The following is a 25,189-nucleotide window of genomic DNA, read 5'->3' as shown; positions in this document are numbered from 1 at the left end:
GAAACACGCACATGAACGACAAGACTTTGCACGCCAACCCGAGCAAGAACCGCACCCCGCGCCACCGCGCGCGCGAGTTCGCGCTGCAGGGGCTGTACCAGTGGCTGCTCAACAATGAAGCGGCCCGCACCATCGTCACCAACATCCGCGGTGCACACGGCTTCGAAAAGGCCGACGGCGAGTACTTCGCCGACCTGCTCAACGGCGCCATCAGCACCTCGGTCGAGCTGCGCGAATCGATCTCCCCGCTGATCGACCGCAACGTCGCCGACCTGTCGCCGATCGAGCACGGCGTGCTGCTGCTGGGCGCCTACGAGCTGAAGAACCACCCGGAAATCCCGTACCGCGTCGTGATCAACGAAGCGGTCGAGCTGACCAAGTCCTTCGGCGGCATCGACGGCCACAAGTACGTCAACGGCGTGCTGGACAAGCTGGCCTCGACAATGCGCCCGGATGAGGTGGGAAGCGATACGCGGCGTTGATTGCGGCAGCCCTCCATATACAGTAGAGAGAAGCCACCAGGGCCTTGTCCCGGTGGCTTTTTTGTTAGCGCGTGCTTAGCCGAGCCCCGTAGCGCGGGCGGGTTTCCCGCCCGCGCGTTCACACAGTATTTGGACAGACTCGACGGGATTTCTCACTGCAGTTTTCGCTGGGCAGGCAACATCCCGGTTGCACCAGCGCTGGTTGATCGTGTGGGCAACGGCGCTCAGGTCTCGACTGGCGAAAAAAAAACCACTGCCGAGGCAGTGGTCTTTGATAATCCAGTACAGCTTTCTTACAGCGTCGCCAGCGTCTCCGCCGTGTGGCTCTCAGCCGCGGCCGGCGCAGCAGCCGGTGCTTCCACCGGAGCCGCCGTAGGAGCGCTAGCTGGCGCCTGCTTCACCATGATCGGTGCCGGCAGCGACGGCGGGGTGCGGGTCGGCACATTCTGGCCACGCGCCACTTGCTTGAGACGGTGGTACTCAGCCAGCACCTTGGAGCCATAGCCCTGGTCGCTCTCCATGTCGGCGGCGCCGACATAGGTCTTGAGGCCGCCTTCGACCGAACCGGTACGCTTGACGTAATCCTTCAGGATCAGGGCGCCGACACGGATGTTGGCGGCCGGATCGAGGGCTGCTTTCTGGCCGCCCACCTGCTCGAACTTGTCGTGGTGGACCTTGGCCATGACCTGCATCAGGCCCTTGGCGCCCACCGGGCTCTCCGCGAACGGGTTCAGGCCCGATTCGATCGCCATCACCGCCAGGATCAACAGTGGGTCGATCTTGACCTCGTGCGCCGTCGTGTAGGCAGTCGAGACCAGCATGTTGGCGGCATCGCTGGCAACACGGTAGCGCTTGCTCAGCCAGGAGGTGACAAATTGCTGCTGCTTGCTGTTACGGGCCGCGTTCTGGGCGGTAACCGGGACGGGCGCTTCGGCCGCGACTTCGGCGGTCGAGGCAGCCATCGGCGCAGCAGGCGCGACGGCAACGATGTCAGGCTGGGGATCCAGCACGTCCGAGACGTGCTTGGCCACGCCTTCGTTGGTATAGAGCAGCGCGAGCATCGCGATTGCCGAGAGACCGAATACGGTCAGGGTGTTACGTGCGGCATTTGCTGCGCCGCGTACTGCCTTGCCCATGGAAGACCAGCTCATTGGCTGGGTGGCCATGGATTGCACGAGCCTTGCGCTCGTGATGAAACGATGGATCATCGAATTCCCCTTGTCGCGGCAAAAAGATTCCCGTCACGGCGCTCATAGAAATTCGCGCTGTGTCTGGACTGATTGCCGTGCATCAGAAATATCGTAGGTCGCCGCGTAGCGGCCGACTAACGCCGTCATTGCTTTGCTTCAGCTGGTCACCAGGCCCGAAGGGAGGTGGCAGATCCAGTGGCTCAACAACTGTCTCGGGGATTGGGCAGACGCCCAGTGAGAACACTCCTTAAAATGTCATGTGGGGCCCCGACCCCGTGAATGCATGAGAACAAGCTAAAATCATGTCGAAACGTTTTGCCTGCCTCATCAAGTAGGACGGATTGTAGGGGCTCGCTTATACCAAGTCAACCCTAGCACGATCCGCTCTTATTACTTTTAGATCTGATTGTCTGGCCAAAATTTTGAAAATGCTTGTCAAATCAGTCACTTGTGATGGTGCCTTGAACAACCTTATACGGTCGAGATAACGATCAAAACTTGATGAAATATTCAGATTTGCGGGACTTTATGGCTCAGCTCGAGAAAATGGGCGAGCTCAAGCGTGTTGGCATTCCGGTATCGCCCCATCTCGACATGACCGAGGTCTGCGACCGTACGCTGCGCGTCGGCGGGCCTGCGCTGCTGTTCGAAAACCCGACGGGCCACACGATTCCCGTGCTGGGCAACCTGTTCGGCACCCCGCGCCGGGTGGCGCTGGGCATGGGGGCGGACGACGTCAGCGAATTGCGCAAGATCGGCCACGTGCTGGCGCGCCTGAAGGAACCCGAGCCGCCCAAGGGCTTCAAGGACATCATGGGCATGGGCTCGCTGGTCAAGGCGGTGTGGGACATGGCGCCGAAAGAAGTGCGCGGGGCCCCCTGCCATGACATCGTCTGGGAAGGGCAGGACGTCGACCTGGCCAGGTTGCCGATCCAGCATTGCTGGCCGGGCGACATCGCGCCCTTGATTACCTGGGGGCTGGTGATTACCAAGGGGCCGCACAAGAAGCGCCAGAACCTCGGCATCTACCGCCAGCAGGTGCTGGGGCCGAACAAGCTGATCATGCGCTGGCTGGCCCACCGTGGCGGCGCGCTCGACTTCCGCGAGCACGCGCTGGCCAACCCGGGCCAGCCTTACCCGGTCGCGGTGGCGCTCGGCGCCGACCCGGCCACCATCCTGGGCGCGGTCACGCCGGTGCCGGACAGCCTGTCCGAATACCAGTTCGCCGGCCTGCTGCGCGGCCAGCGCACCGTGCTCACCAAGGCAATCGGCAGCGAATTGCGCGTGCCCGCCTCCGCCGAGATCGTGCTGGAAGGGCATATCTACCCGGATGCGAACCACCCCTCCGGCTTCGAGCATGCACTCGAAGGCCCGTATGGCGACCACACCGGCTATTACAACGAGCAGGACAGCTTCCCGGTCTTCACGGTCGACCGCATCACGATGCGGCGCGATCCCGTTTACCACTCGACCTATACCGGCAAGCCGCCGGACGAGCCGGCCGTACTGGGCGTGGCGCTGAACGAAGTCTTCATCCCGCTGCTCCAGAAGCAGTTCAGCGAGATCACCGACTTCTACCTGCCGCCGGAAGGCTGCAGCTACCGCATGGCGGTGGTGCAGATGAAGAAGCAGTACGCGGGTCACGCCAAGCGCGTCATGTTCGGGGTCTGGAGTTTCCTGCGCCAGTTCATGTATACGAAGTTCATCGTGGTGGTCGACGAGGACGTGGACGTGCGCGACTGGAAGGAAGTCATCTGGGCCATCACGACCCGGGTCGACCCGACCCGCGACACGGTCATGGTCGACAACACGCCGATCGATTACCTCGACTTCGCCTCGCCGATCAGCGGGCTGGGCAGCAAGATGGGGATCGACGCCACCAACAAGTGGCCGGGCGAGACCAACCGGGAGTGGGGTACGCCGATCGTGATGACGCCGGAGGTGAAGGCGCGGATCGATGGGCTGTGGGGGGAGTTGGGGATTTGATGCCGCTGCCGCCCCGCCGCCGCTGCCGCTGCTGTTGCGCGTCGAACTTGGATCCCGGCCTTCGCCGGGATGACGGTTTCAAGGTCAACCATATGTTGGTCGTTCACGAAATGATTCGGCCGTAAATCACCCCACGGCGGTGGCCCCCCATATTCTCCGCCGTGCGGTATAATGGCGGCTGGCGGGCCCCTGCGCATTGTGGCATGGTTAACCTGGTCAGGTCGGGAACGAAGCAGCCAAAGCCGTTCACCGCAAGTGCCGCAGATCAGGCTCGCCTCTTTCCCTTTCTTCCTGCTTTACCCTTTCCTTTTGCATGCGCCCGGCTTTTCTGCCGAGGCGGTGTCCACGTAGCTGTCTATTTCTCCCGCCATGTTCGTTGTGCTTCGACGACGCGAACCGGTTTTGTTTCGACGATTTCAATAAATTTCCACATGGAAATTGTCGAATCTGATTGAATACGTATCTTTGCGACTTCATCAGGAGACTAGCGTGCAAGAACACAGCGTCGGGCAGGTACTGAAGGCGGGGTACTGCCGTGCGGACCGCTTCATGTGCGGGATCCTCTGGGCGCTGTTTGCCCTGGCCCTCGGATTGTCCGGCATGCATGACACCATGCAGTGGGCGCTGCTGGTGGGCTTGCCGGCGGCGCTGCTTCCAACGCTGGCCATCGTCCTGCATGGCGGCTCGCGGCTGTCGCGTATCGCGGTGGCGGTGGCGATGATGGTGTTTTGCGCGCTGCACATTCACCAGGCGGCCGGACGCACCGAGCTGCATTTCGGGATCTTCGTGCTGCTCGCTTTCCTGCTGTGCTACCGCGACTGGACGGTGATCGTGGCGGCCGCCGCGATCATCGCCGTGCACCACTTCTCTTTTAATTACCTGCAAGAGCTCGGCTTCGGCGTACGTTGCCTGAGCGAGCCCGGCTTCGGCCTGGTGTTCGCGCATGCTGCCTACGTCGTTGCCGAAAGCGCGGCGCTGTGTTTCCTGGCCCTGGTGCTCCAGCGCGAGGCACTGCAATCGGCCGAGCTTCGGGTCAGCGTGGCCGCCATGTCCAACGCAGGCGGAAAGATCGACCTGCGTCCCGGCGCGCTGCCGGCAGCCAGCGACAGCGGGCGCGCCCTGCGTGACGTCGTTGGCCTGCTCGAGAGGGCAATGTCGAGCGTCCAGCACAGTGTCCGGACGACGGCCGCGGCATCGGTGGAGATCGCCGCAGGCAATGCCGAGCTGGCGGAACGCACGACGGCCCAGGCCGCGTCCATCCATGCGACCGTCCGCTCCATGGCCGAGCTGACCGGCACCGTCCGCGAGAACGCCGACCGCGCCCTGGCGGCGAACGAACTGGCCGGCGCCGCCGCCGCGGTTGCCGCACAGGGCGGCGACGCCGTCTCCCGCGCCGTCGAACGCATGGCGGCCATCGACGCATCTTCGCGCAAGATCGCCGACATCATCGCGGTCATCGACGGCATTGCCTTCCAGACCAATATCCTGGCCCTGAACGCCGCGGTCGAGGCAGCCCGCGCCGGCGAGCAGGGGCGCGGCTTTGCCGTCGTCGCCAGCGAAGTGCGCAACCTGGCGCAGCGCTCGGCTACCGCGGCGCGCGAAATCAAGGCCTTGATCGGCGAATCGGTCTCCGAGGTCGAGTCCGGCAGCGAGCTGGTACGCCAGGCCGGCGCCACCATGGAGCAGGTGGTCGGCAGCGTGCGCCAGGTGTCGGCGCTGATCGCCGGCATCAGCAATGCCAGCCGCGAGCAGGCGGGCGGCATCGCCGCCATCGGCGACGCCATCAATGCGATGGACGCCTCGACCCGCGACAATGCGCGCCTGGTCGAGCAGGCGGCCAGCTCGGCCGATTCGCTGGAAGAGCAGGCGCGCCACCTGGCCGAGGTGGTCAGCGTATTCCGCCTCAATGGGCTGGACGCCAGTGCGGCACTGGCGATCCGCTGAAGCACCCTTGATGTTGTTGCCGGGCACGCCGCGGATTGTCCGCGGCGGCCGCCAACTGCGGTAAAATCCCGGCATGTCCTATCAAGTCCTCGCCCGCAAATACCGTCCCAGGAACTTTGACACGCTGGTTGGCCAGGAGCACGTCGTGCGTGCCCTGACCCATGCGTTGAAAACCGGCCGCCTCCACCACGCCTATCTGTTCACGGGCACGCGCGGGGTCGGCAAGACCACGCTGTCGCGCATCCTGGCCAAATCGCTCAATTGCGTCGGCCCGGACGGGCAGGGCGGCATCACGCCCGAGCCCTGCGGCGCCTGCGAAGCCTGCCGCGCGATCGACGCCGGGCGTTTTGTGGACTATATCGAGATGGATGCGGCGTCCAACCGCGGCGTCGACGAGATGGCCCAGTTGCTGGAACAGGCGGTATACGCGCCGAGCAATGCACGCTTCAAGGTCTATATGATCGACGAGGTGCACATGCTCACCAACCACGCGTTCAACTCGATGCTCAAGACGCTCGAGGAACCGCCGCCGCACGTCAAGTTCATCCTGGCCACCACCGACCCGCAGAAAATCCCGGTCACGGTGCTGTCGCGCTGTCTCCAGTTCAACCTCAAGCAAATGCCGCCAGGCCATATCGTCGGCCACCTCGAGTACATCCTCGGGCAAGAAGACGTGAGCTTCGAGCAGCCGGCGCTGCGCCTGCTGGCGCAAGGCGCCCACGGCTCGATGCGCGACGCGCTCTCGCTCACCGACCAGGCCATCGCCTATGCGGCCGGCCAGGTCACGCTTGAAGCGGTGCAGGGCATGCTCGGCGCGCTCGACCAGTCCTACCTGGTGCGCCTGCTGGACGCGCTACTGGCGCAGGACGGCGCCGACCTGATGGCGGTTGCCGACGAAATGGCCAGCCGCAGCCTGTCGTACAACGGCGCCCTGCAAGACCTCGGCACCCTGCTGCACCGGATCGCGCTGGCCCAATCGGTGCCCGCGGCGGTGCCGCAAGATTTGCCGGAACTCGCCGATATCCTGCGCCTGGCGGGTAGCTTTGACGCCCAGGAAGTGCAGCTGTATTACCAGATCGCCGTCCATGGCCGCAACGAGATCGGCCTGGCGCCGGACGAATACGCGGGCTTTACCATGACGCTGCTGCGCATGCTGGCCTTCCGTCCGGGTCAGGGCGGCGGCGAGCCGCCCGCGGTAGCCGCACCGGCCCCCGCGCCGGCGGCACGCGCGGCGGCAGTCGCCGCAGCCAGCCACGCGGCCGTCGCGCCGGCAAGGCCGGCGCCGGCCTCGGTCGCGCCGCCTGCGGCGCAGGCGCCGACACCAGTTCGTCCGGCACCGGCAACGCCATCGGCGCCGCCTGCGGCCCCAGGCTCGAGCGCGGCGCCCGCCATGACCTCGGCCCGCGCCGCGATCAATGCGGCGCTGGAAGCGGCCCGCGCCGCCTCCGGGCGTCCCGGTGGCGGTGGCGGCGCGCGCCGTCCTGCGCCGGAAGCGCCGGCGCCGGCGCCTGCTGCCGCGCCGGCCCCAGGCGCGCCGCCATCGGCGACCGGCCCGTCGGCAGGCATGCCGCAGGCCCCGGCCGCCAGCGCGGTCCCGGCTGCCGCGCCTCCATGGGACAGCGGCCAGCCGCAAGCTGCCGCACCAATGCAGCCCCAGGCCCGCATGGGCACCGTGCCCGCCGAAGACGAGCCGCCGTCCTGGGTCACCGAGTTTTCCGACGATACGGCGCTGGCCGCCGATGCGCAGGCAGTGGCCGCAGCACCCGTGCAATCGGCGGCGCCGGTGCGCACCCCGGCCAAGGCGCCGCATGCCTATGTCGTCACCCCGGTCCCGGCGATCGGCTGGGATGGCAACTGGCCAGCCCTGGCCGCCAGCCTGCCGCTGCGGGGCGTCTCGCAGCAACTGGCCTTGCAGACCGAGCTGATCGAATGCGTCACCCACGACAACGCGGCGACCTTCCGCCTGCGCGTGCCGGTCGACACCCTGCGCGCCAGCGGCAACAGCGAGAAGCTGGCCGCGGCGTTGCAGGAACATTTCCCTTCAGTGCGCGTGGCGCTCGATACCGAGATCGGCCCGACCTGGTACACGGCCGCGGCCGAAGCCAAGGCTGACCGCGAAGAGCGCCAGCGCCAGGCCGAAGCCAGCGTCGCCGCCGAGCCCTTCGTGCAGGCCATGGAACAAGCCTTCGGCGCCTTCGTCGTGCCCGGCTCGGTGAAGCCGGCCGCGCCCGCGCCCTGATCCCATTCAGACCTACCTTATTCAACCCATCCGGAACTTTTTGGAGACCTAGACCATGATGAAAAACCAGCTCGCAGGCTTGATGAAACAGGCGCAGGCCATGCAGGACAACATGAAGAAAGCCCAGGAGCAGCTGGCCCTGATCGAAGTCGAAGGCCAGTCGGGCGCCGGCCTGGTGAAGGTCGTCATGACCTGCAAGAACGACGTCAAGCGCGTCACCATTGACCCGTCGCTGCTGGGCGACGACCGTGACATGCTGGAAGACCTGGTCGCGGCCGCCTTCAACGACGCGGTGCGCAAGGCCGAGGCAACCTCCGCCGAAAAGATGAGCGGCCTGACCGCCGGCATGCCGATGCCGCCGGGCTTCAAGATGCCGTTCTGAGCGGGCACGAGCATCCATGTCCAAGTCGCTCGACTTCCTGACCGAGGCATTGCGGCGCCTGCCGGGCATCGGTCCGAAGTCGGCGCAGCGCATGGCTTTCCACCTGTTGCAGCATGACCGCGAAGGCGCGGCCATGCTGTCGCGCGCGCTCTACCAGGCAGTGGACACCGTGCACCACTGCGCCATGTGCAATACCTTCTCCGACACCGAAGTGTGCGAGCTGTGCGCCGACGAAGCGCGCGACCGTGCGCTGCTGTGCGTCGTCGAAACGCCTGCCGACCAGCTCATGATCGAGCAGACCATGACCTTCAAGGGCCTGTACTTCGTCCTGATGGGACGGCTCTCGCCGCTCGACGGCATCGGTCCGCGCGACCTCCACCTCGACAAGCTGGTCGGGCGCGCCACCGACGGCGTCGTGACGGAGGTCGTGCTGGCCACGAATTTCACCAACGAGGGCGAAGCGACCGCCCATTACATCAGCGAGATGCTCAAGGCGCGCGGACTCAAGGTGAGCCGCCTGGCCCGCGGGGTGCCCGTCGGTGGCGAGCTCGAGTATGTCGACGCCGGCACGATAGCGCGCGCCATGCTCGATCGCCGCAGCGCATAATCCACTGCATGACGACCCGGTAGCAGGGACCGCTGAACCCCGCTTGCAGCTGCCGCACCTGGGTAGCGCGACTTCGTGCCTGCGTGCGCGCAAGCCTGGCCATCGGACCGCTGCTATCTTGGCACTTTCAGCGGACCCACCATGCATCTTGTCGATATCACGATGTTCTATGCGGCCGAAGGCGGCGGCGTCAGCACCTACCTGAACGCCAAGGCACGCTGGCTGGCGCGCTATGGCTGGGCGCGGCACACCATCTGCAGTCCCAACGTCAGCGACGACGACGACGGCTGCGGCCTGCCCAAGCTGGTGCGGGTGCCGGCGGTGTCATTGCCCGGCATCAACGGCTACCGCATGCCGGTGTCGGTGGCGGCCGCGGCGCGCCGCCTGCGCGCGGCCAGGCCAGACCTGATCGAAGCGGGCGACGCCGGCCACAGTGCCTGGGCGGCGCTGCGCCTGCGCCAGGAACTCGGCATCCCGGCCATCGCCTTCTATCATTCCGACCTGCCGCGCCTGATGCAGAACCGTTTCGGCGACACCATTTCCCAGGGCAGCTGCAAATACCTGGCCCACCTCTACCGCGAGTTCGACACCGTGCTCGCCCCGAGCTTGCTGATGGTGCACCAGCTGGCCGACATGGGCGTGACCCATGCGCTGCACCAGCCCCTGGGCATCGACAGCGAGATTTTCCACCCGAAGCGCCGCAGCGAGACCCTGCGCGCCGAACTCGGCCTGCCCGAAGACACGCGGCTGCTGGTCTACGCGGGGCGCTTCACCGCCGACAAGAAGCTGCCGCTGCTGGTCGAGGCCGTGGGCAAGCTCGGCCAGCCTTATCACCTGCTGCTGGTCGGGGGCGGGGCGCCGCTGCCGGCGCGTCCACAGCTGAGCATCCTGCCCTTCAAGCGCGACCAGCGCGCGCTGGCGCGGATGCTGGCCAGCTGCGACCTGCTGGTCCATCCGGGCGACTGCGAAACCTTCGGCCTGATCGTGCTGGAGGCCATGGCCTGCGGCCTGCCGGTGGTGGGCACCCGTGCCGGCGGGGTGGCCGAGCTGGTCGATGACGACACCGGCATCCTGGCGCGCCCCAACGACACTGACAGCCTGGCCGGCGCGATCGAAGCCATCTACGGGCGCGACATGGCGCGCCTCGGCGCCAACGCAAGGCGCAAGGCGCACGAACACTACGACTGGAAACAGATCTTCCCGCAACTGATGCACCGCTACGGCAGCCTGCTGGCGGCGCGTCCGGGTGCGCCGCAGGCCGTGGAGCGCTTCTGTGTCAGCGACTGAAAGCCGGGATCCGCAGGTGATTGCTGCCATGCATACGAAGATGCACGGCGGGGTCGATACCTATGCAGCTGCGCATACCCATGCAGCAGCTGGCGCCGGCCTGAGGGCGCTGTGCGTGTCGATCCACGATGTGGCCCCGGCTACCTGGGACGAGTGTGCCCGCCTGGCCGGCGCCCTCCGCGAAGTTGCCGACATCCCGCTGACCTGGCTGGTGGTGCCGCATTACCACCGCGCCGGCGGCGAGCTGGCGCGGATGGAGGCAGGACTGGAACGCATGCTGGCACTTGGTGACGAGCTGGCGCTGCACGGCTACACCCATCTCGACACGGCACCGCGTGGCCATGGCGTGGCCGAGCGGTTTTTCCGCGGTGCCTATACCCACGAAGGCGAGTTCGCCGCCCTCGACGCCGGTGAAGCGGCGCGCCGCATCGGGCTTGGCCTGGACTGGTTCGCCGAGCGCGGCTGGCCGGTGCGCGGATTCGTGCCGCCGGCCTGGCTGATGGGGGAGGGCGCCTGGGAAGCCCTGCGCGGCTTCGACTTCGATTACACGACGACCTTCAGGCGCTTCCACCTGCTGCAGCATCGGCCGGAAACCGCTCCGGTGGCTTCGCAAGCGCAGCAGCCACAATCGCAGGCACGCCAACTGCCGCTGCCGCCATCAGTGCTGTCCCCCTCGCTGGTCTACGCCGCGCGCAACCGCGGCGGGCGGATGGCCTCGCCCGTGCTGGCCGACTTGCTGGCCTTCGCCCTGGCCGGGCAGCCGCTGATCCGCTTGGGCCTGCATCCGCCGGATGTGCGCTATCCGCGCCTGCTGCGCCATGCCCAGGCCACGGTCGCGCGCCTGCTGGCGGGGCGATCCGCCATGACCAAGGCTGCTTTTGCCCAGGGATGTCTTACCACGGTCCCCAATAGCCACCGCCACGCCAGTGACGCGAGCCCCATCCGCCATAAAAGGACGGACTATTGCCGATCTGGCGCAATTCCTCGCGCGTACTGAGCTGCAGTACGCACTGGCGCCATGGGTCGCTGCTGGGCGCATAGCCAAGGCCCGAACAGGCCGGACCGTAAATTGCCATCATCTGGGCCATCTCCGCCTGCATGCGTTCAGCACGCTGTTGCGGCGTGGTGCATGCCGCCAACGCAAGCGTCAAAGCCAATACGGGGATTGTCGAAAATCGCATGATTGCCTCCTTTGCCCGCCGTCCTGGCGATGCGATTCAAGTATAGGGCTGCGGGCCGTGACCCGTCGCGGGTAAATCAATCGTGCACGGCCTTGGTGACGCTCTCTGTCCGCCCGGACAAGGGATTTTCTGGCAAGATATTCCCCCTAAAACATGGAGAACACGCATGCGTCAGCGCCGATGGAAGACCTGGACCCTGCGCACCCTGGCCGGCCTGCTGCTGCTCGCGCTGCTGGCGGCCGCCGGCGCCTGGCTCTACCTGCGCGCCAGCCTGGCCCAGTTAGAGGGCGAGCGCCGCGTCCCCGGTCTGTCCGCTCAAGTGACGATCGCGCGCGACGCCGCCGGCGTGCCCTTGATCAGCGGCGCCAGCCGTGCGGACGTCGCCTATGCCACCGGCTTCGTGCACGGGCAGGAGCGCTTCTTCCAGATGGACTTGCTGCGGCGCACGGCGGCCGGCGAGCTGGCCGAGCTGTTCGGCCCGCGCGCGGTCCCGATGGACCGCGGACATCGCCTGCACCGCTTTCGCGCCCGTGCGCAGCTCGCCCTGGCGCGCCTGCCGGCAGCCGAACGCGCTCTGCTGGAGCGCTATGTCGCCGGCGTCAATGACGGCGTGAAGGCGCTGGGCGCCCGGCCCTTCGAATACGCCCTGACCGGCGCCGGGCTGCGCCCCTGGAGCGCGGCCGATTCGCTGCTGGTGGTGTGGGCGATGTATCTCGACCTGCAGAACAACCAGGAGCCACGCGAGCTGGCGCGCGGCTGGCTGCGCGAGCACAGCGATGCGGCCCAGCTGGCCTTCCTGCTGCCCGAGGCCAGCAGCTGGGACGCCACGCTCGACGGTGGCGCCGCGCCCGCGCCGGCCCCGATTCCCGCCCGCGCCCCGGCCTGGTGGGGAAAGGCCGCCGCACTCGATGCATCGCAGCAGCTTGCCGGCGCCACGTATGTGGACTCCGTCGGCAGCAACAACTATGCGGTGGCGGGCAGCCGCAGCGCCAGCGGCGCGGCCATCGTGTCCGACGACATGCACCTGGGCCTGCAGCTGCCCAACATCTGGTACCGCGTCGCGCTGCGCTACCCGGATGCCCAGGGCAGGCAGCGCCGCATCGTGGGCGTCAGCCTGGCGGGCGCGCCGCCGGCGGTCATCGTCGGCAGCAACGGGCAGGTCGCCTGGGCCTTCACCAACAGCTATGCCGACCTGGTCGACCTGGTGGCGCTGGGCCTCGACGCGGCGCGTCCCGGCCAGGTGCGCACGCCAAACGGCTGGGAGACCCCGGCCGTTCACGCCGAGATGATCGCCGTAAAGGGCGCGCCGGCGGAGCGCTTCGTGGTGCGCGACACCTCGCTCGGTCCCATCCGGGAGGTGGGCGCCCGCCAGTACGCGCTGCACTGGATCGCGCACGATCCGGCCGCGCTCAACCTCAACCACCTGAAGCTGGAAACCGCCGCCAGCGTCGACGAGGCCCTGTCGATCGCCGCCATCGACGGCATCCCGGCGCAGAATTTCGTGGCTGGCGACGCGCTCGGAAACATCGGCTGGACCATCGCCGGCCTGCTGCCGCAGCGCGTGACCGCGCCCTTGGACACGACCTTCCCGCTGGCTGCCGACGGACCCGTCGCGACCTGGAATGCCTTGCTGCCGCCCGCGCGCTATCCGCGCGTGGTGAACCCCGCCGACGGCCAGCTCTCGACCGCCAACAGCCGCCAGCTGATGAACGAGGGCGCGGCCCTGATCGGCGACGGCGGCTTCGACATCGGCGCCCGCAACCGCCAGCTGCTCGAAGCCCTGCGCGCGCTCGGGCCCAAAACCGGCGTGCGCCAGGTGTTCGACGTGGCGCTCGACGACCGCGCGCTGTTCGTGACGCGCTGGCGCGACCGGGCCCTGGCCGCGCTCGACCCGCAGGCGCTGAACGGCCATCCGGCGCGCGCCGAATTCCGCCGCCTGCTGGAGACCAGCTGGGACGGCCGCGCCAGCGTCGATTCCGTGGGCTTCCGCCTGGCGCGCGGCTATATGTGGGGGCTGCACGACGTCTTCTACGGCGGCGCCGGCAAGGCGATGCGTGAGCTCGGCCGCATGGTCACGCCGGTGTCGGCATCGAGCCGCTGGCCGGACGTCATTGCGCGCCTGTTGGAGGCGCGTCCGGCCGGCTGGCTGCCGTCGGGGTATGCCGACTGGCGCGCGGTGGAGCTGGCGGCGGTGGACCGGGTGATCCGCGACCTGACCAAGGACGGCAAGCCCCTGTCCGAGGCCACCTGGGGCGCGCGCAATACGGCGTCGATCGGGCACCCGATCGGAATGGCGGTGCCGGTGCTGAAATCCTGGTTGTCCGCGCCGGCCGACCAGCTTGCGGGGGACGCCAACATGCCGCGCGTGGCGGGGCCGACCTTCGGGCAATCGGAGCGGATGACGGTGTCGCCGGGGCGCGAAGAGGAGGGGCTGTACAACATGCCGGGTGGGCAGAGCGGGCATCCGCTGTCGCCGTTCTTTTTGGCGGGGCATAAGGAATGGGCGGCGGCGAAGCCGGTGCCGCTGTTGCCGGGGGAGGCGCGGTATACCTTGCGGCTCATCCCGTAGGGTGGGCGGCCCGTAATCCGGGCCACTGGCCCGGATTACCCCACGCGGTGATAGTCAGAGGCTGAACAGCTGCGCGGGCAGCAGTACCGTGATTTGAACGCGTGGGCGGCGAAGCCGCCCACGCTACGAGCTAACTATTTCGCCGGCAGCGCCAGCCTTTCCGGCAGCAACAAGGGCGTTTTCAACATCCCGGTGATGTCATCCGCATTCGACGGGTGCCCCAGGAAGTAGCCCTGCACCATATCGCAGCCATACTGCTCCAGCATCAGCAGCTGTTCGCCGGTCTCCACCCCCTCGGCCACCACCACCATCTTCAACCCGTGGGCCATGGCGATGATGGCGCGCGTGATGGCCGCGTTCTCCGAATCCTGCGGCAGGCCGTTGATGAAGCTGCGGTCGATTTTTAAAGCGCGCACGTCGAAGCGCTTCAGGTAGTTCATCGACGAGTAGCCGGTGCCGAAATCGTCGATCGACAGGTAGACGCCGATCCCGCGCAGGCGTTCCAGCGTGACCATGGTGGCGCGCGCGTCATCCATCAGCGTGCCCTCGGTCAGCTCCAGCTCCAGCAGGCGCGGTTCCAGCCCCGCATCCAGCAGCGCCGAGTGCACCATCTGCGACAGGTTCTCGTCCTTGAACTGGCGCGCCGACAGATTCACCGCCATGCGCAGCGTGCGCTGCGACAGGCGCTGCCAGGTGCGGGCCTGGCGGCAGGCGGTACGCAGCACCCATTCGCCGATCGGCACGATCAGGCCGGTCTCCTCGGCCAGCGGGATGAACTCGGTCGGCGGCACCAGCCCGCGCTCGGGATGGCGCCAGCGCACCAAGGCTTCCACGCCGACGATCTCGGAAGTGCGCACGTCGCGCTGCGGCTGGTAGACCAGGTACAGCTCGTCGTTCTGCAGCGCGCGGCGCAAGCCCACTTCGAGCTTCACGTGGCTCATGATCTGCATCGTCAGCGAAGAGCTGTACAACTTGGCGTTGTTCTTGCCGCAGTTCTTTGCGTGGTACATCGCGGTGTCGGCGAACTTGAGGAGCGAACCGCAATCGTCGCCGTCTTCCGGGAACAGCGAGATGCCGATGCTGGCGGTCACAAAAATCTCGTTGCCCTCGATGAGGAAGGGCCGGCGCATCGCTTCCTTGACGCGGGTAGCCACGTTCAACGCGTGCTCGACCCGCTCCAGGTCGGGGATCAGGATGGTGAACTCGTCGCCGCCCAGGCGCGCCAGGTTCGAGGCGCTGTTTGCCGCACTTTCGCCGCGCGAGACCAGGTCGCTGGGGCGGGTGGTCTCGCGCAGGCGCTCCGACACCATCTTGAGCAGCGCGTCCCCCGCATTGTGGCCGAGCGTGTCGTTGATGCGCTTGAAGGCGTCGAGGTCCATGAACAGCACCGCGAACTTCTTGTTGCCGATCTTCGAGCGTTGCAGCTCGCGCTCGAGCGTCTCCAGGAAGGCCTGGCGGTTCGGGATGCCGGTCAGGCTGTCGCAATAGGCCAGGCGCCGGATCTGCTCTTCGGCGCGTTTGCGCTCGCTGATGTCGCGCACCAGGCCCAGTACCTGCGAAGTGCTGGTGGCGACCAGCCGCGCCTCGAAATGCTGGGACTCGCCGCAATGTTCGAGTTCATATTCCACCGAGCGCACCTGCTGGGTGGTCAGCACGGCGCGCATCTGCTCGAGCATCCGGGTGGCGATATCGGCTGGCAGCACGTCGCCGATATGCTTGCCGATGCAGTGCTGCGCCTGCCGCTGGGCCGGAGCGCGCCCGCGCCCGGGCCGCTCCTGCCCCGGCTCGTAATCGAGGTAGAAACCGTCGCGATCGAGCCGGAAGAAGGTGTCGGGAATGGCGGCCAGCACCGCGCGGTTCTGGGCGTCGGCAATGCGCAGGCGCGCAATGGCGTCGCTCGCGCGTAGCACGTAGAGTACGCGGTGCCCGAGGATCGGCCAGTTGATCGGCTTGGAGACGAAGTCGGTCGCACCCATCTCGTAGGCGCGCGTGACCGCTTCCAGGTCGTCGCCGCCCGTGACCATCACGATCGGCACGCTGGCGCCGTCACCGCCGATGGCAGCCTCGTTGCAACGGATCGCTTCGCAGGCGGCAAAGCCGTCCATGCGCGGCATCTCGACGTCCATCAAAATCAAGTCCGGCGAGCGGCTTTGCGCCAGCTCGACCGCCGCCGCGCCGTCGGGCGCCTCGATCGCGTCCAGCCCGACCTGGGCCAGCATCTCGAGCATCAGCAGGCGCATGACCGGATCGTCGTCTGCGACCAGTACCGTTCCGCGCTTCAGGGGAGAGGAGGATCGCATCTCAGGTTTCCTTTTCAAGCATGGCGTGAAGCGAATGGCGTACCGACTGGAATTCGTGCTCCATGTCGGCGAGGATGCGGTCGGCCCCATCGACAGTCTCGGCGCGCCCGAGTCGTTCGAGTTCCTTGCACAGCGTCGCCAGCCGCGCGGCGCCGATGTTGGCGCTGGACGACTTAAGGCCATGGGCCACGCGGCGCACGCTGCCGGCGTCATCCCCGGCGACGGCCTGGCGCAGCGTCGCCAGGTGCCTGGGCGTGTCGCCCATGTAGGCGGCAATCACCTTCTGCACCAGCGCGTCGCCGCCGTCGCGGCTCAGCGCCCGGATGTTTTCCAGCGCCGCGCGGTTGACCGCTTCGCGCTGGATCACCTCGACGCTTTCCGGCGGCAGGCGCGGCGGGAGGTCGTCGTGGTGGGTGGTGGCTGCCAGCGGCACCGCCAGCCAGCGGCCGATCACGGCCGCCAGCTGCTGCTGGGTGAAGGGCTTGGACAGGTAGTCGTCCATGCCGGCGGCCAGGCAGGCCTCGCGGTCGCCCTGCAGAGCGTTGGCCGTGATCGCGATCACCGGCAGCGTGCGCGCGCGGCCCGCTTCGCGCTCGTGGCGGCGGATCGCGGCAGTGGCGGCAAAGCCGTCCATGACGGGCATCTGGCAATCCATCAGCACCGCATCCCAGCTGGCGTCGCGCACCGCCTGGAGCGCTTCCTGGCCGTTGCGCGCGCAATGCGCCTCCATGCCCAGGCTCTCCAGCATGGCCTTGGCCACTTCGACGTTGACCGGGTTGTCCTCGGCCAGCAGAACGCGCCGCGCGCGTGCGCGCTTGGCCGGACGTGCGGCGGTGCCTTCAGGGGGCGCGGCGCGCTGCAGGTGGGCGCTGGTGGCCGGCGCGACCGACCACGCCGGCCCGTCGGCCTGCGCGGGCGCCGACGGTGCGTGCAGGCGCGCCGCGCAGGCTGCCAGGCAGGCATACAGGTCGGCGCCTCTAGCCGGCTTGACCAGCTGGTAGGCCACACCGGCGTTGCGTCGCTGCACCGGGTCGGCCGCCTGGCGTTCGGGGCTGATCAGCACCAGGTGGGTGGCGCGCACCGCCGCTTCGGCCTTGATCGAGGCGGCCAGCGCCAGGCCGCTGGTGTGCGTCAGTTCCATGTCGAGGACCGCCGCGTCGTAGGGCCGGCCAGCCTTGGCGGCATTTTGCAGGCGCTCGCAGGCTCCGGCTGCGGTGGCCGCGCCGTCGGCGGTTGCGCGCCACGCCTGCAGCTGCTGGACCACGTCGAGGCGGCTCGATTCGTCTTCGTCGACGATCAGCACGCGCAGGTTTTCCAGGGTGTGCTGGCGGTGGCCTGGTGCGTCGGGATCGACGCGGCGCTTGTCGAAGCTGACCGTGAACCAGAAGATCGAGCCGCGCGTGGGCGCGTTGTCCACACCGATGGCGCCTTTCATCAGCTCCACCAGCTGCTTCGAAATCGCCAGCCCCAGGCCGGTGCCGCCATAGCGCCGGGTGGTGGAATCGTCGGCCTGCGAGAACGCTTCGAACAGGCGCGCGCGCGCCTCGCGCGAGATGCCGATGCCGGTATCGTGCACCTCGAAGCGCAGCACCACCGACTGCGTGTCTTCGCCCGCCACGCGCACCCGCGCCAGGATCCGGCCCTGGTCGGTGAACTTGATGGCGTTGCCGAGCAAATTGGCCATGATCTGGCGCAGCCGGTTCGGGTCGCCGCAGATCGCCACCGGGATGTCGTTGGCGATGTCGAAGTCGAAGCCGATGCCCTTGCAAGCCGCCTGCGGGGTGTAGACGTTGTGGATGTCGTCCAGCAGGTCCCACAGGTTGAAGTTGATGTACTCGATGGTGAGCTTGCCGGCCTCGATCTTCGAGAAGTCCAGGATGTCGTTGATGATCACGAGCAGGTGCTCGCCCGAGCGCTTGACCAGGGTGGTGTAGTTGCGCTGGGCGTCGGTGAGCGGCGTGGCGAGCAGCATTTCCGTCATCCCGAGCACGCCGTTCATCGGGGTGCGGATCTCGTGGCTCATGGTGGCGAGAAAAGCGCTCTTGGCGCGGCTCGCGGCTTCGGCGGCATTTTTCGCTCTTTCCAGCTGCTCGGTGCGCACGCCGACCTGGCGTTCCAGCTCGTCGCGGTGGTGCAGCAGGGCCGCGCCGCGATCCTCGATCTGGGCCATCATGGTGTTGAAACTGTCGATCAGCTGGCCCAGCTCGTCGGTGCGCTGGTGGGCGATGCGCAGGCTGTAGTTCTGGCTGGTGGAGACCTTTTGCGCTGCCTGAATCAGCTTGGTCACCGGCTCGGCGATGGCGCGCTTGAAGCGGCCCGCCATCGCGATCGACACCAGCAGCGACGCCAGCATGGCCAGGCCCATGACCGCCAGCCCGGCCAGGATGTCGATCCAGGTCGAGACCAGGTCGGTCTCGATCATGATCACGCCCACCTGCAGCTCGCCGTCGAGCACCGGCTGGTACAGGCTGAGCTTGCGCGACACCAGCTGCTGGCCCTGCGCGTTGGCGCCGTCCAGGGCAGCGCTGTCGCTGCCCTCCAGGCCGTCCGGCTTGGCGTCCGTGTCGACCGGGTACCAGGCGAAGGGCTGGCCGTGGCGGTCGTAGAGCACGGCGGACGAGATCTCGCGCTTGGCGCCCAGGGCGGCCAGGGCGGCGGTGGCGCGCTTGCGGTCGCGCAGCAGCAGGTCGTCGGCACTGGTGGCCCCGATCACCTTGGCAAAGGTCGCCAGCTGCATGGCCTCGGTCTTGCGATGACTGGCCACCGAGGTCGCGGCAAACGCAACGAACACGCACAGCAGCGCGGTCGCCGTCGAGAGCAGCGAGATGATGGTCAGCTTCTGGTTCAGGCTGGAGCGCTCGAAGTTCGGCATTCTGATCCCGCAGGCACGGCGGAGCGGTCCTGCTTCGGACGAAACAGAACCTCCTTTGCGGAATGCAAATTCCCGCAAGAAAAAAATATACGTTTAAGGGGGGAGGGGGGCGTTGATGGAAGTCAACGTAGGGAGGGTGAAGGGCGTTGCCGAAGTGTTGTCGCGCGAGGCCATCCGCTCCGTGCGTTTTGACCCCACCAGCTTAAAGACCGTCATCCCGGCCTGCGCCGGGAGTCGTAGGCGCCAGTGGCGCGTATGACGGTTTTTCGGTTGGTAGAAAAAATGATGGAAGCGCAATACGTGCAGAAAAAAGAAGGGACGCCACAGCGTCCCTCCTCATTTACCTATCAGCAGGCCCTCAACAACAGGTAGCCCGCTTCCCCCCATACCTGGCCTCCTGGCGCTCGCGGAAAAACTCCTCGTAGCTCATCGGCGTCTGGTCCGGATGGGTACGTTCCATGTGCGCCAGGTAGGTGTCGTACTCGGGCAGGCCGACCATCAGGCGCATGCTCTGCCCCAGGTATTTGCCTGCCTGCTTGGTTGCCTGGACTCCGGCATCTACCAGGTCGCTGAACATCACTGGACCTGCGGGGTGGGCACGGCGACGTAGGCGGTTTCTTTCGCGGTCGGGCCGTTGGTGTTACGGGCGGCCAGCACGGTACGGACACCGTAGACCAGCACTGCCAGCACCACGAACATGAAGAAGCCCGCCAGCGTCGCGTTGACGTAGTCGTTGAAGATCACCCGTTCCATCTGCTCGAGCGACTTGGCCGGCGCCAGCACCGTACCGGCGTCGTGCGCGGCCTGGAACTTGTTGGCGTGGGCCATGAAGCCGACCTTCGGGTTGGCGTCGAAGATCTTCTGCCAGCCGGCGGTGAGGGTGCAGGCCAGCAGCCACAGGGTCGGCACGACCGTGATCCAGGCATACTGTGCGCGCTTCATCTTGAACAGCACGCAGGTACCCAGCATCAGCGCGATACCGGCCAGCATCTGGTTGGCGATGCCGAACAGCGGCCACAGGGTGTTGATGCCGCCCAGCGGATCGACCACGCCCTGGTACAGGAAGTAACCCCAGGCCGCGACGCACAGGCAGGTGGCCAGCAGGTTGGCCGGCAGCGATTCGGTGCGCTTGAGCGACGGGGCAAAGGCGCCCAGCAAATCCTGCAGCATGAAGCGGCCCGCGCGGGTGCCGGCATCGACGGCGGTCAGGATGAACAGCGCCTCGAACAGGATCGCGAAGTGGTACCAGAAGGCCATCATGGCCTGGCCGCCGACCACGTTCGACAGGATGTGGGCCATGCCCACGGCCAGGGTCGGTGCGCCACCGGCGCGCGAGATGATGGTGTGCTCGCCGACGTCTTTCGCCATCTGCTCGAGCAGTTCAGGCGTGATCACGAAGCCCATCTGCGACACGGCCGCGGCAGCGGTCTGCGCGGTAGTGCCCAGCACGGCGGCCGGGCTGTTCATGGCGAAGTAGATGCCCGGGTCGATGGTCGACGCGGCTACCAGGGCCATAATCGCCACGAACGATTCCATCAGCATGCCGCCATAGCCGATCAGGCGCGCATGGGTTTCGTTCTCGATCATCTTGGGCGTGGTGCCCGACGAGATCAGCGCGTGGAAGCCAGACACCGCGCCGCAGGCGATGGTGATGAACAGGAAGGGGAACATGTTGCCCGACCAGACCGGGCCGGAGCCGTCGATGAACTTGGTCACGGACGGCATGCGCAGGTCCGGGGCGACGATCAGGATGCCGATCGCCAGCGCCACGATGGTGCCGATCTTCAGGAACGTCGACAGGTAGTCGCGCGGCGCCAGCAGCAGCCACACGGGAATGACCGAGGCGACGAAGCCGTAGCCGATCAGCATCCAGGTCAGTTCGGTGCCGGTGAAGGTGAACATCGGGCCCATGGTCGGCGATTCGTGCACCCACTGGCCGCCGATGATGGCCAGCATCAGCAACACGAAGCCGATGATCGAGATCTCGCCGATGCGGCCCACGCGCACATAGCGCGAGTACAGGCCCATGAACAGCGCGATCGGGATGGTCGCCATCACGGTGAAGGTGCCCCACGGCGAGCCGGTGAGCGCCTTCACGACGATCAGCGCCAGCACCGCCAGGATGATCACCATGATCATGAAGGTGCCCAGCAGCGCGATCAGGCCCGGGATCTCGCCCATTTCGGACTTGATCAGGTCGCCCAGCGAGCGGCCGTCGCGGCGGGTGGACATGAACAGCACGATGAAGTCCTGGACGGCGCCGGCAAAGACGACGCCTGCCAGGATCCACATCATGCCCGGCAAATAGCCCATCTGGGCCGCCAGCACGGGGCCGACCAGCGGGCCGGCGCCGGCAATCGCGGCGAAGTGGTGGCCGAACAGCACGTATTTATTGGTCGGGACATAGTCCAAACCGTCGTTGTACTTGTAGGCCGGGGTCTGGCGCGTGGCATCCAGGCCCAGCGCCTTGTAGGCGATGAACCGGCTGTAGAAGCGGTAGGCAATCAGGTAGACGCAGACGGCGGCGGCGACGATCCAGATCGCATTGATGGTTTCACCGCGCTTGACTGCGATGAATCCGAGCGAAAAGGCGCCGAGGACCGCAAGCGCGGCCCAGCCGAGCGTGCTCGACATTCGTTTCATGGTGCTCCTCCGAAGATGGAATGATTCTTGTTTTGACCGGCAACACGAGCTGATGCGTCACGACGGCCGGCGGTTTTTTGACAGCGTACCTTGAAGTATGTTTCACGATTATTAGCGCCACAAGCGCAAGATTACGCAGTGGCTGCGTAGTAGTACGCAGTCCGCCCGGCCCGATCCGTCTTAGAATAGATGGCTTAGGGTAATGGGAGCGGGAAACATGCGGCTGAGGCAAAAGGTCATCGTGCTGGCGATCGCGCCGCTGATCGTGGCCTTGTGCGCGATCGCCCTGTTCGTGCGCCAGCAGGCCGCCGAGCTGGCCCAGCAGCAGCGCGCCACCATCCAGCGCGCCTACCTGGCCAGCAAGGAGGCCGAACTGCGCCATTACGTGGCGCTGGCCAGCCAGTCGATCGGCCACCTGGTGGGCTCGGGCCGCAGCGATCCCGCCACCCTGGACGAGGCCAAGCGCATCCTGGGTTCCCTGAGCTTCGGCGGCGACGGCTATTTTTTCGTGTATGACATGCAGGGCCGCAACCTGATGCATCCGCGCCAGCCCGAGCTGGTCGGCACCGAGATGTGGAACTGGGTCGACGCCAGCGGCACTCCCACCATCCAGCGCCTGATCGAGCGCGCCCGCGCCGGCGGCGGCTTTCACCGCTATACCTGGGCCAAGCCATCCTCGAACGCCCAGGCGCCAAAGCTCGGCTACGTGGTGCCGGTGGCGAACTGGGGCTGGGTGATGGGCACCGGTATCTACCTGGACGACGTGGAAGCCGCGCTCGCCCAGGTCGACGCCCAGCAGTCGCGCAACATCGAAGAAACCCTGCTGTGGATCGCCGGGCTCGCCATCCTGGCGTCATGCGCGGTGGCCGGCGCCGGCCTGGCCCTGAACTTGCGCGAGCTGCGCGTGGCCGACGCCAAACTGAAAGCCCTGGCCCAGCGCGTGGTCGAATCGCAGGAAGAAGAACGGGCACGCCTGTCGCGCGACCTGCACGACGGGATCAGCCAGGCGCTGGTCTCGGTCAAGCTGCAGCTGGAAGCCGGCATCATCCGCCTGGCCGGCAACGAGCAGCAGCAACTGGCCGCCCGCACCAATCTGGACCGCACCGTCGAGCAGGTCAAATCGGTGTTGGGCGAAGTGCGCCGCATTTCGCACGACCTGCGCCCGGCGCTGCTCGACGACCTGGGGCTGGCGCCGGCGCTCGAACACCTGGCCGGCGAATTCGGCCAGCACAGCGGCACCCCGGTGCGCTTTCACGTGGAAGGCGCGGTCGACGCGCTGCCCGAGATGGCCGGCACGGTGCTGTTTCGCATCGCGCAGGAGGCGCTGACGAATGCCGAACGCCACGCCGGCGCGCGCCGCATCGAAATGAGCTTGAGCCGCAATCGCCGCTGCTTGAGCCTCACCGTGGCGGACGACGGCGCCGGTTTCGACGCCGACAGCGTGGCCGTGCACCCCCAGCGCGGCATCGGCCTGCGCAACATGATGGAACGCATGGAGGCGATCGGCGGCATTCTGACCATCGACTCGTCGCCCCAGGGCACCCGCGTGGTGGCCAGCATCGACCTGAAGGAACACGCATGAACCAGCACGAGACCACCATCCTGCTGGTGGACGACCATCCCCTGGTGCGCGACGGCCTGCGCGCCCGCCTGGAAGCGGCGCCGCACCTGCGCGTGGTGGGCGAGGCCGGATCAAGCCAGGAGGCCCTGGCACAGGTGGGCCTGTGCCGGCCCGACCTGGTGCTGATGGACGTGAACATGCGCGGCGGCAGCGGCATCGAGGCCAGCGCGCTGCTGACCGGGCGCTATCCCGGCATCGCGGTGCTGATCCTCTCGATGCACGACAAGCCGGAATACGTGACCCAGGCGATGGGGGCCGGCGCGCGCGGCTACGTGCTCAAGGACGCACCGGGCAAGGACATCGTGCTGGCGATCGACACCGTGATGGGCGGCGGCATCTATTACAGTGCCGCGCTGGCGCGCCAGCTCGCCGGCCCGCTGGCGCCAGTCTCGAGCTCCGCACCCGGCAGCCTGACCCTGCGCGAGCAGGAAGTCCTGCGCCACATCGCCACCGGCCAGTCGAACAAGCAGATCGCACGCGACCTCGACCTGTCGGTGCGCACGGTGGAAACCCACCGACTCAACATCAAGCGCAAACTGGGCATCGAAGGGCAGGCGGAGCTCATCCGTTTCGCGGTCCAGCGAGCCGGATTCGATGAATCTGCCTGAGTATGCAACAACTTGTCGTGAAATGTATCCGTATGGAAACAAAAGGTGTTGCTTTCTGATAATCGGTGCAATAAGATTGACTGAATATCACTGAGAGCCCATACATGGCCGAGCTGGACCCCCACCCATTTCCGCTGGTAGCAGTCGATCCGGTCGCCAATGGTCAGAACGAATGGGTCGCGCTATGCCTGCACGTTTCAGGCGAGGGCGATCCGTCGCAGCACCTGCAGGCCCTGTTCGGCACGCCCGACCTGCTGGCCGCGATCGCGCCGCTCGACGGCCTGGTCATGCTCGACCATCCATCCGCCCTGACGCCGCCGGTGCTGGCATTGATGCCGGCCAACCGCATCGGCTTCGTCATCGCCGCAAGCGCATTGGTGGAGGAGGGGGTGCCGCGCCGCCTGGCCGAGCTGCACGAGATTGGCTACCGCATCTGGCTCGACGGCGCAGCGCCCGCAGCTGTGGCGCTGCCTTCCTCGTTGCGCAGCAGCGCGCGCGATTGCGCCCTCGATGCGCCACCGCCGGGCCGGCTGATGGCGCTGTTCGGCCCGCACCTGGCGCGCCGTGTCGACAGCGCCCAGCGTTTCGAGGCATGCGCAGCCGCCGGCTTCGACTGGTTCAGCGGCGATTATCCCTACGACCCGCTGCTCGCCGGCAGCGAAACCCACGACGGCACCTCGCGCCGCCGCATCCTGGCGCTGCTCGGCCTCCTGTCGCGCGACGCCGATTCGCGCGAGATCGAACTGCAGCTCAAGCAGGACCCGGCGCTGTCCTTCCACCTGCTCAAGCTGGTGAATTCGGCGGCCTTTGCGGTGAGTACCCAGATTACCAGCTTCAACCAGGCCATCAGCCTGCTCGGACGGCGCCAGCTTCAGCGCTGGCTGCAACTGCTGCTGTACGCGCGCCAGCAGCCGGACGGCTTGCCGAACCTGCTGCTGCCGCTGGCCGCGCGCCGCGGCGCGCAGTTAGAGGCCTTGTGCAAGATGGACGGCGGCCAGCGCGACGCCTGCGACCTGGCCTTCATGACCGGCGTGTTCTCGCTGCTCGACCGGCTGCTGCACATGCCGATGACGGACATCGTCGCCGAACTCCACCTGCCGCAGCACGTCGCCGGCGCGCTGCTCGCGCGTAGCGGCAAGCTGGGCGCCTGGCTGCGCATGACCGAATCCCATCCGTCCGGCGACGCGCTCGAAGCGGCAGGCATCGCCCCCGCCGATTGGTGGGCCAGCCAGTTGAATGCCTATCACTGGGCAATCCAGGTCGGCCGGAATGTCTGAC

The 25,189-nt window shown here is 67.0% G+C and carries 17 protein-coding genes and 1 other RNA gene; 13 read left to right on the top strand and 5 right to left on the bottom strand.

Annotated elements, in window-relative coordinates:
- Positions 1-11 precede the first annotated feature (11 nt).
- Entirely contained in the window at positions 12-482 is a 471-nt protein-coding gene (nusB, locus tag AC56K1_RS13720) for a transcription antitermination factor NusB (RefSeq protein WP_497158387.1), read from the top strand.
- Between the two features lie 293 nt (positions 483-775).
- On the opposite strand, the gene AC56K1_RS13715 is transcribed toward nusB, so the two are convergent.
- Positions 776-1,690, bottom strand: a complete 915-nt coding sequence (locus AC56K1_RS13715) for a transglycosylase SLT domain-containing protein (protein ID WP_497158386.1) — start codon at positions 1,688-1,690, stop codon at positions 776-778.
- A gap of 483 nt (positions 1,691-2,173) precedes the next feature.
- Here AC56K1_RS13715 and ubiD point away from each other — a divergent pair, with 483 nt between their 5' ends.
- From ubiD to AC56K1_RS13670, 9 genes are all read left to right on the top strand, one after another.
- Positions 2,174-3,658 (top strand): 4-hydroxy-3-polyprenylbenzoate decarboxylase, encoded by a 1,485-nt coding sequence (gene ubiD, locus AC56K1_RS13710; RefSeq protein WP_497158385.1) that lies wholly within the window; start codon positions 2,174-2,176, stop codon positions 3,656-3,658.
- A 180-nt stretch (positions 3,659-3,838) separates the two neighbouring features.
- Positions 3,839-3,937, top strand: an RNA gene (gene ffs / locus AC56K1_RS13705) — signal recognition particle sRNA small type.
- A gap of 210 nt (positions 3,938-4,147) precedes the next feature.
- Positions 4,148-5,602, top strand: coding sequence for a methyl-accepting chemotaxis protein (locus AC56K1_RS13700; protein ID WP_497158384.1), 1,455 nt, complete (start codon positions 4,148-4,150; stop codon positions 5,600-5,602).
- 73 nt (positions 5,603-5,675) lie between these two features.
- On the top strand, positions 5,676-7,841 hold the full coding sequence (locus AC56K1_RS13695; protein ID WP_497158383.1) for a DNA polymerase III subunit gamma/tau: 2,166 nt from the start codon (positions 5,676-5,678) through the stop codon (positions 7,839-7,841).
- A 55-nt stretch (positions 7,842-7,896) separates the two neighbouring features.
- A complete protein-coding gene (locus tag AC56K1_RS13690; RefSeq protein ID WP_171084418.1) occupies positions 7,897-8,223 on the top strand; it encodes a YbaB/EbfC family nucleoid-associated protein in 327 nt (108 codons plus the stop codon).
- Between the two features lie 16 nt (positions 8,224-8,239).
- A complete protein-coding gene (gene recR / locus AC56K1_RS13685; RefSeq protein ID WP_497158382.1) occupies positions 8,240-8,830 on the top strand; it encodes a recombination mediator RecR in 591 nt (196 codons plus the stop codon).
- 141 nt (positions 8,831-8,971) lie between these two features.
- The gene (locus tag AC56K1_RS13680) at positions 8,972-10,117 is read left to right on the top strand and encodes a glycosyltransferase family 4 protein (protein WP_497158381.1); all 1,146 of its coding nucleotides are present in this window, start codon (positions 8,972-8,974) and stop codon (positions 10,115-10,117) included.
- Between the two features lie 28 nt (positions 10,118-10,145).
- Positions 10,146-11,114 (top strand): DUF2334 domain-containing protein, encoded by a 969-nt coding sequence (locus tag AC56K1_RS13675; RefSeq protein ID WP_497158380.1) that lies wholly within the window; start codon positions 10,146-10,148, stop codon positions 11,112-11,114.
- Positions 11,115-11,464: 350 nt separating this feature from the next.
- Positions 11,465-13,867, top strand: coding sequence for a penicillin acylase family protein (locus AC56K1_RS13670; protein WP_497158379.1), 2,403 nt, complete (start codon positions 11,465-11,467; stop codon positions 13,865-13,867).
- 134 nt (positions 13,868-14,001) lie between these two features.
- Here the strand turns inward: AC56K1_RS13670 and AC56K1_RS13665 are convergent, their stop codons facing one another.
- The 4 genes from AC56K1_RS13665 to AC56K1_RS13650 form a co-directional block, all read right to left on the bottom strand.
- The gene (locus AC56K1_RS13665) at positions 14,002-16,167 is read right to left on the bottom strand and encodes a putative bifunctional diguanylate cyclase/phosphodiesterase (RefSeq protein ID WP_497158378.1); all 2,166 of its coding nucleotides are present in this window, start codon (positions 16,165-16,167) and stop codon (positions 14,002-14,004) included.
- 1 nt (position 16,168) lies between these two features.
- Positions 16,169-19,039, bottom strand: coding sequence for a response regulator (locus AC56K1_RS13660; protein ID WP_497158377.1), 2,871 nt, complete (start codon positions 19,037-19,039; stop codon positions 16,169-16,171).
- 358 nt (positions 19,040-19,397) lie between these two features.
- Positions 19,398-19,616, bottom strand: a complete 219-nt coding sequence (locus AC56K1_RS13655; RefSeq protein WP_497127717.1) for a YbdD/YjiX family protein — start codon at positions 19,614-19,616, stop codon at positions 19,398-19,400.
- Positions 19,616-21,682 (bottom strand): carbon starvation CstA family protein, encoded by a 2,067-nt coding sequence (locus tag AC56K1_RS13650; RefSeq protein WP_497158376.1) that lies wholly within the window; start codon positions 21,680-21,682, stop codon positions 19,616-19,618. Before AC56K1_RS13650 ends, AC56K1_RS13655 begins: the two co-directional genes overlap by 1 nt.
- Before the next feature lie 217 nt (positions 21,683-21,899).
- Between AC56K1_RS13650 and AC56K1_RS13645 the strand changes: the two genes are divergently transcribed.
- From AC56K1_RS13645 to AC56K1_RS13635, 3 genes are all read left to right on the top strand, one after another.
- The gene (locus tag AC56K1_RS13645; protein WP_497158375.1) at positions 21,900-23,264 is read left to right on the top strand and encodes a cache domain-containing protein; all 1,365 of its coding nucleotides are present in this window, start codon (positions 21,900-21,902) and stop codon (positions 23,262-23,264) included.
- The gene (locus tag AC56K1_RS13640) at positions 23,261-23,911 is read left to right on the top strand and encodes a response regulator (protein WP_497158374.1); all 651 of its coding nucleotides are present in this window, start codon (positions 23,261-23,263) and stop codon (positions 23,909-23,911) included. The genes AC56K1_RS13645 and AC56K1_RS13640 overlap by 4 nt, the downstream gene beginning before the upstream one ends.
- 104 nt (positions 23,912-24,015) lie before the next feature.
- Positions 24,016-25,188, top strand: a complete 1,173-nt coding sequence (locus tag AC56K1_RS13635) for an EAL and HDOD domain-containing protein (RefSeq protein WP_497158373.1) — start codon at positions 24,016-24,018, stop codon at positions 25,186-25,188.
- The last annotated feature ends 1 nt before the right edge of the window (position 25,189 follow it).

It is taken from the genome of Telluria sp. ZB4P37 (assembly GCF_059685855.1).
Note: the sequence above shows the minus strand (reverse complement) of the source record. Positions and strands in the feature narration are given on the sequence as shown.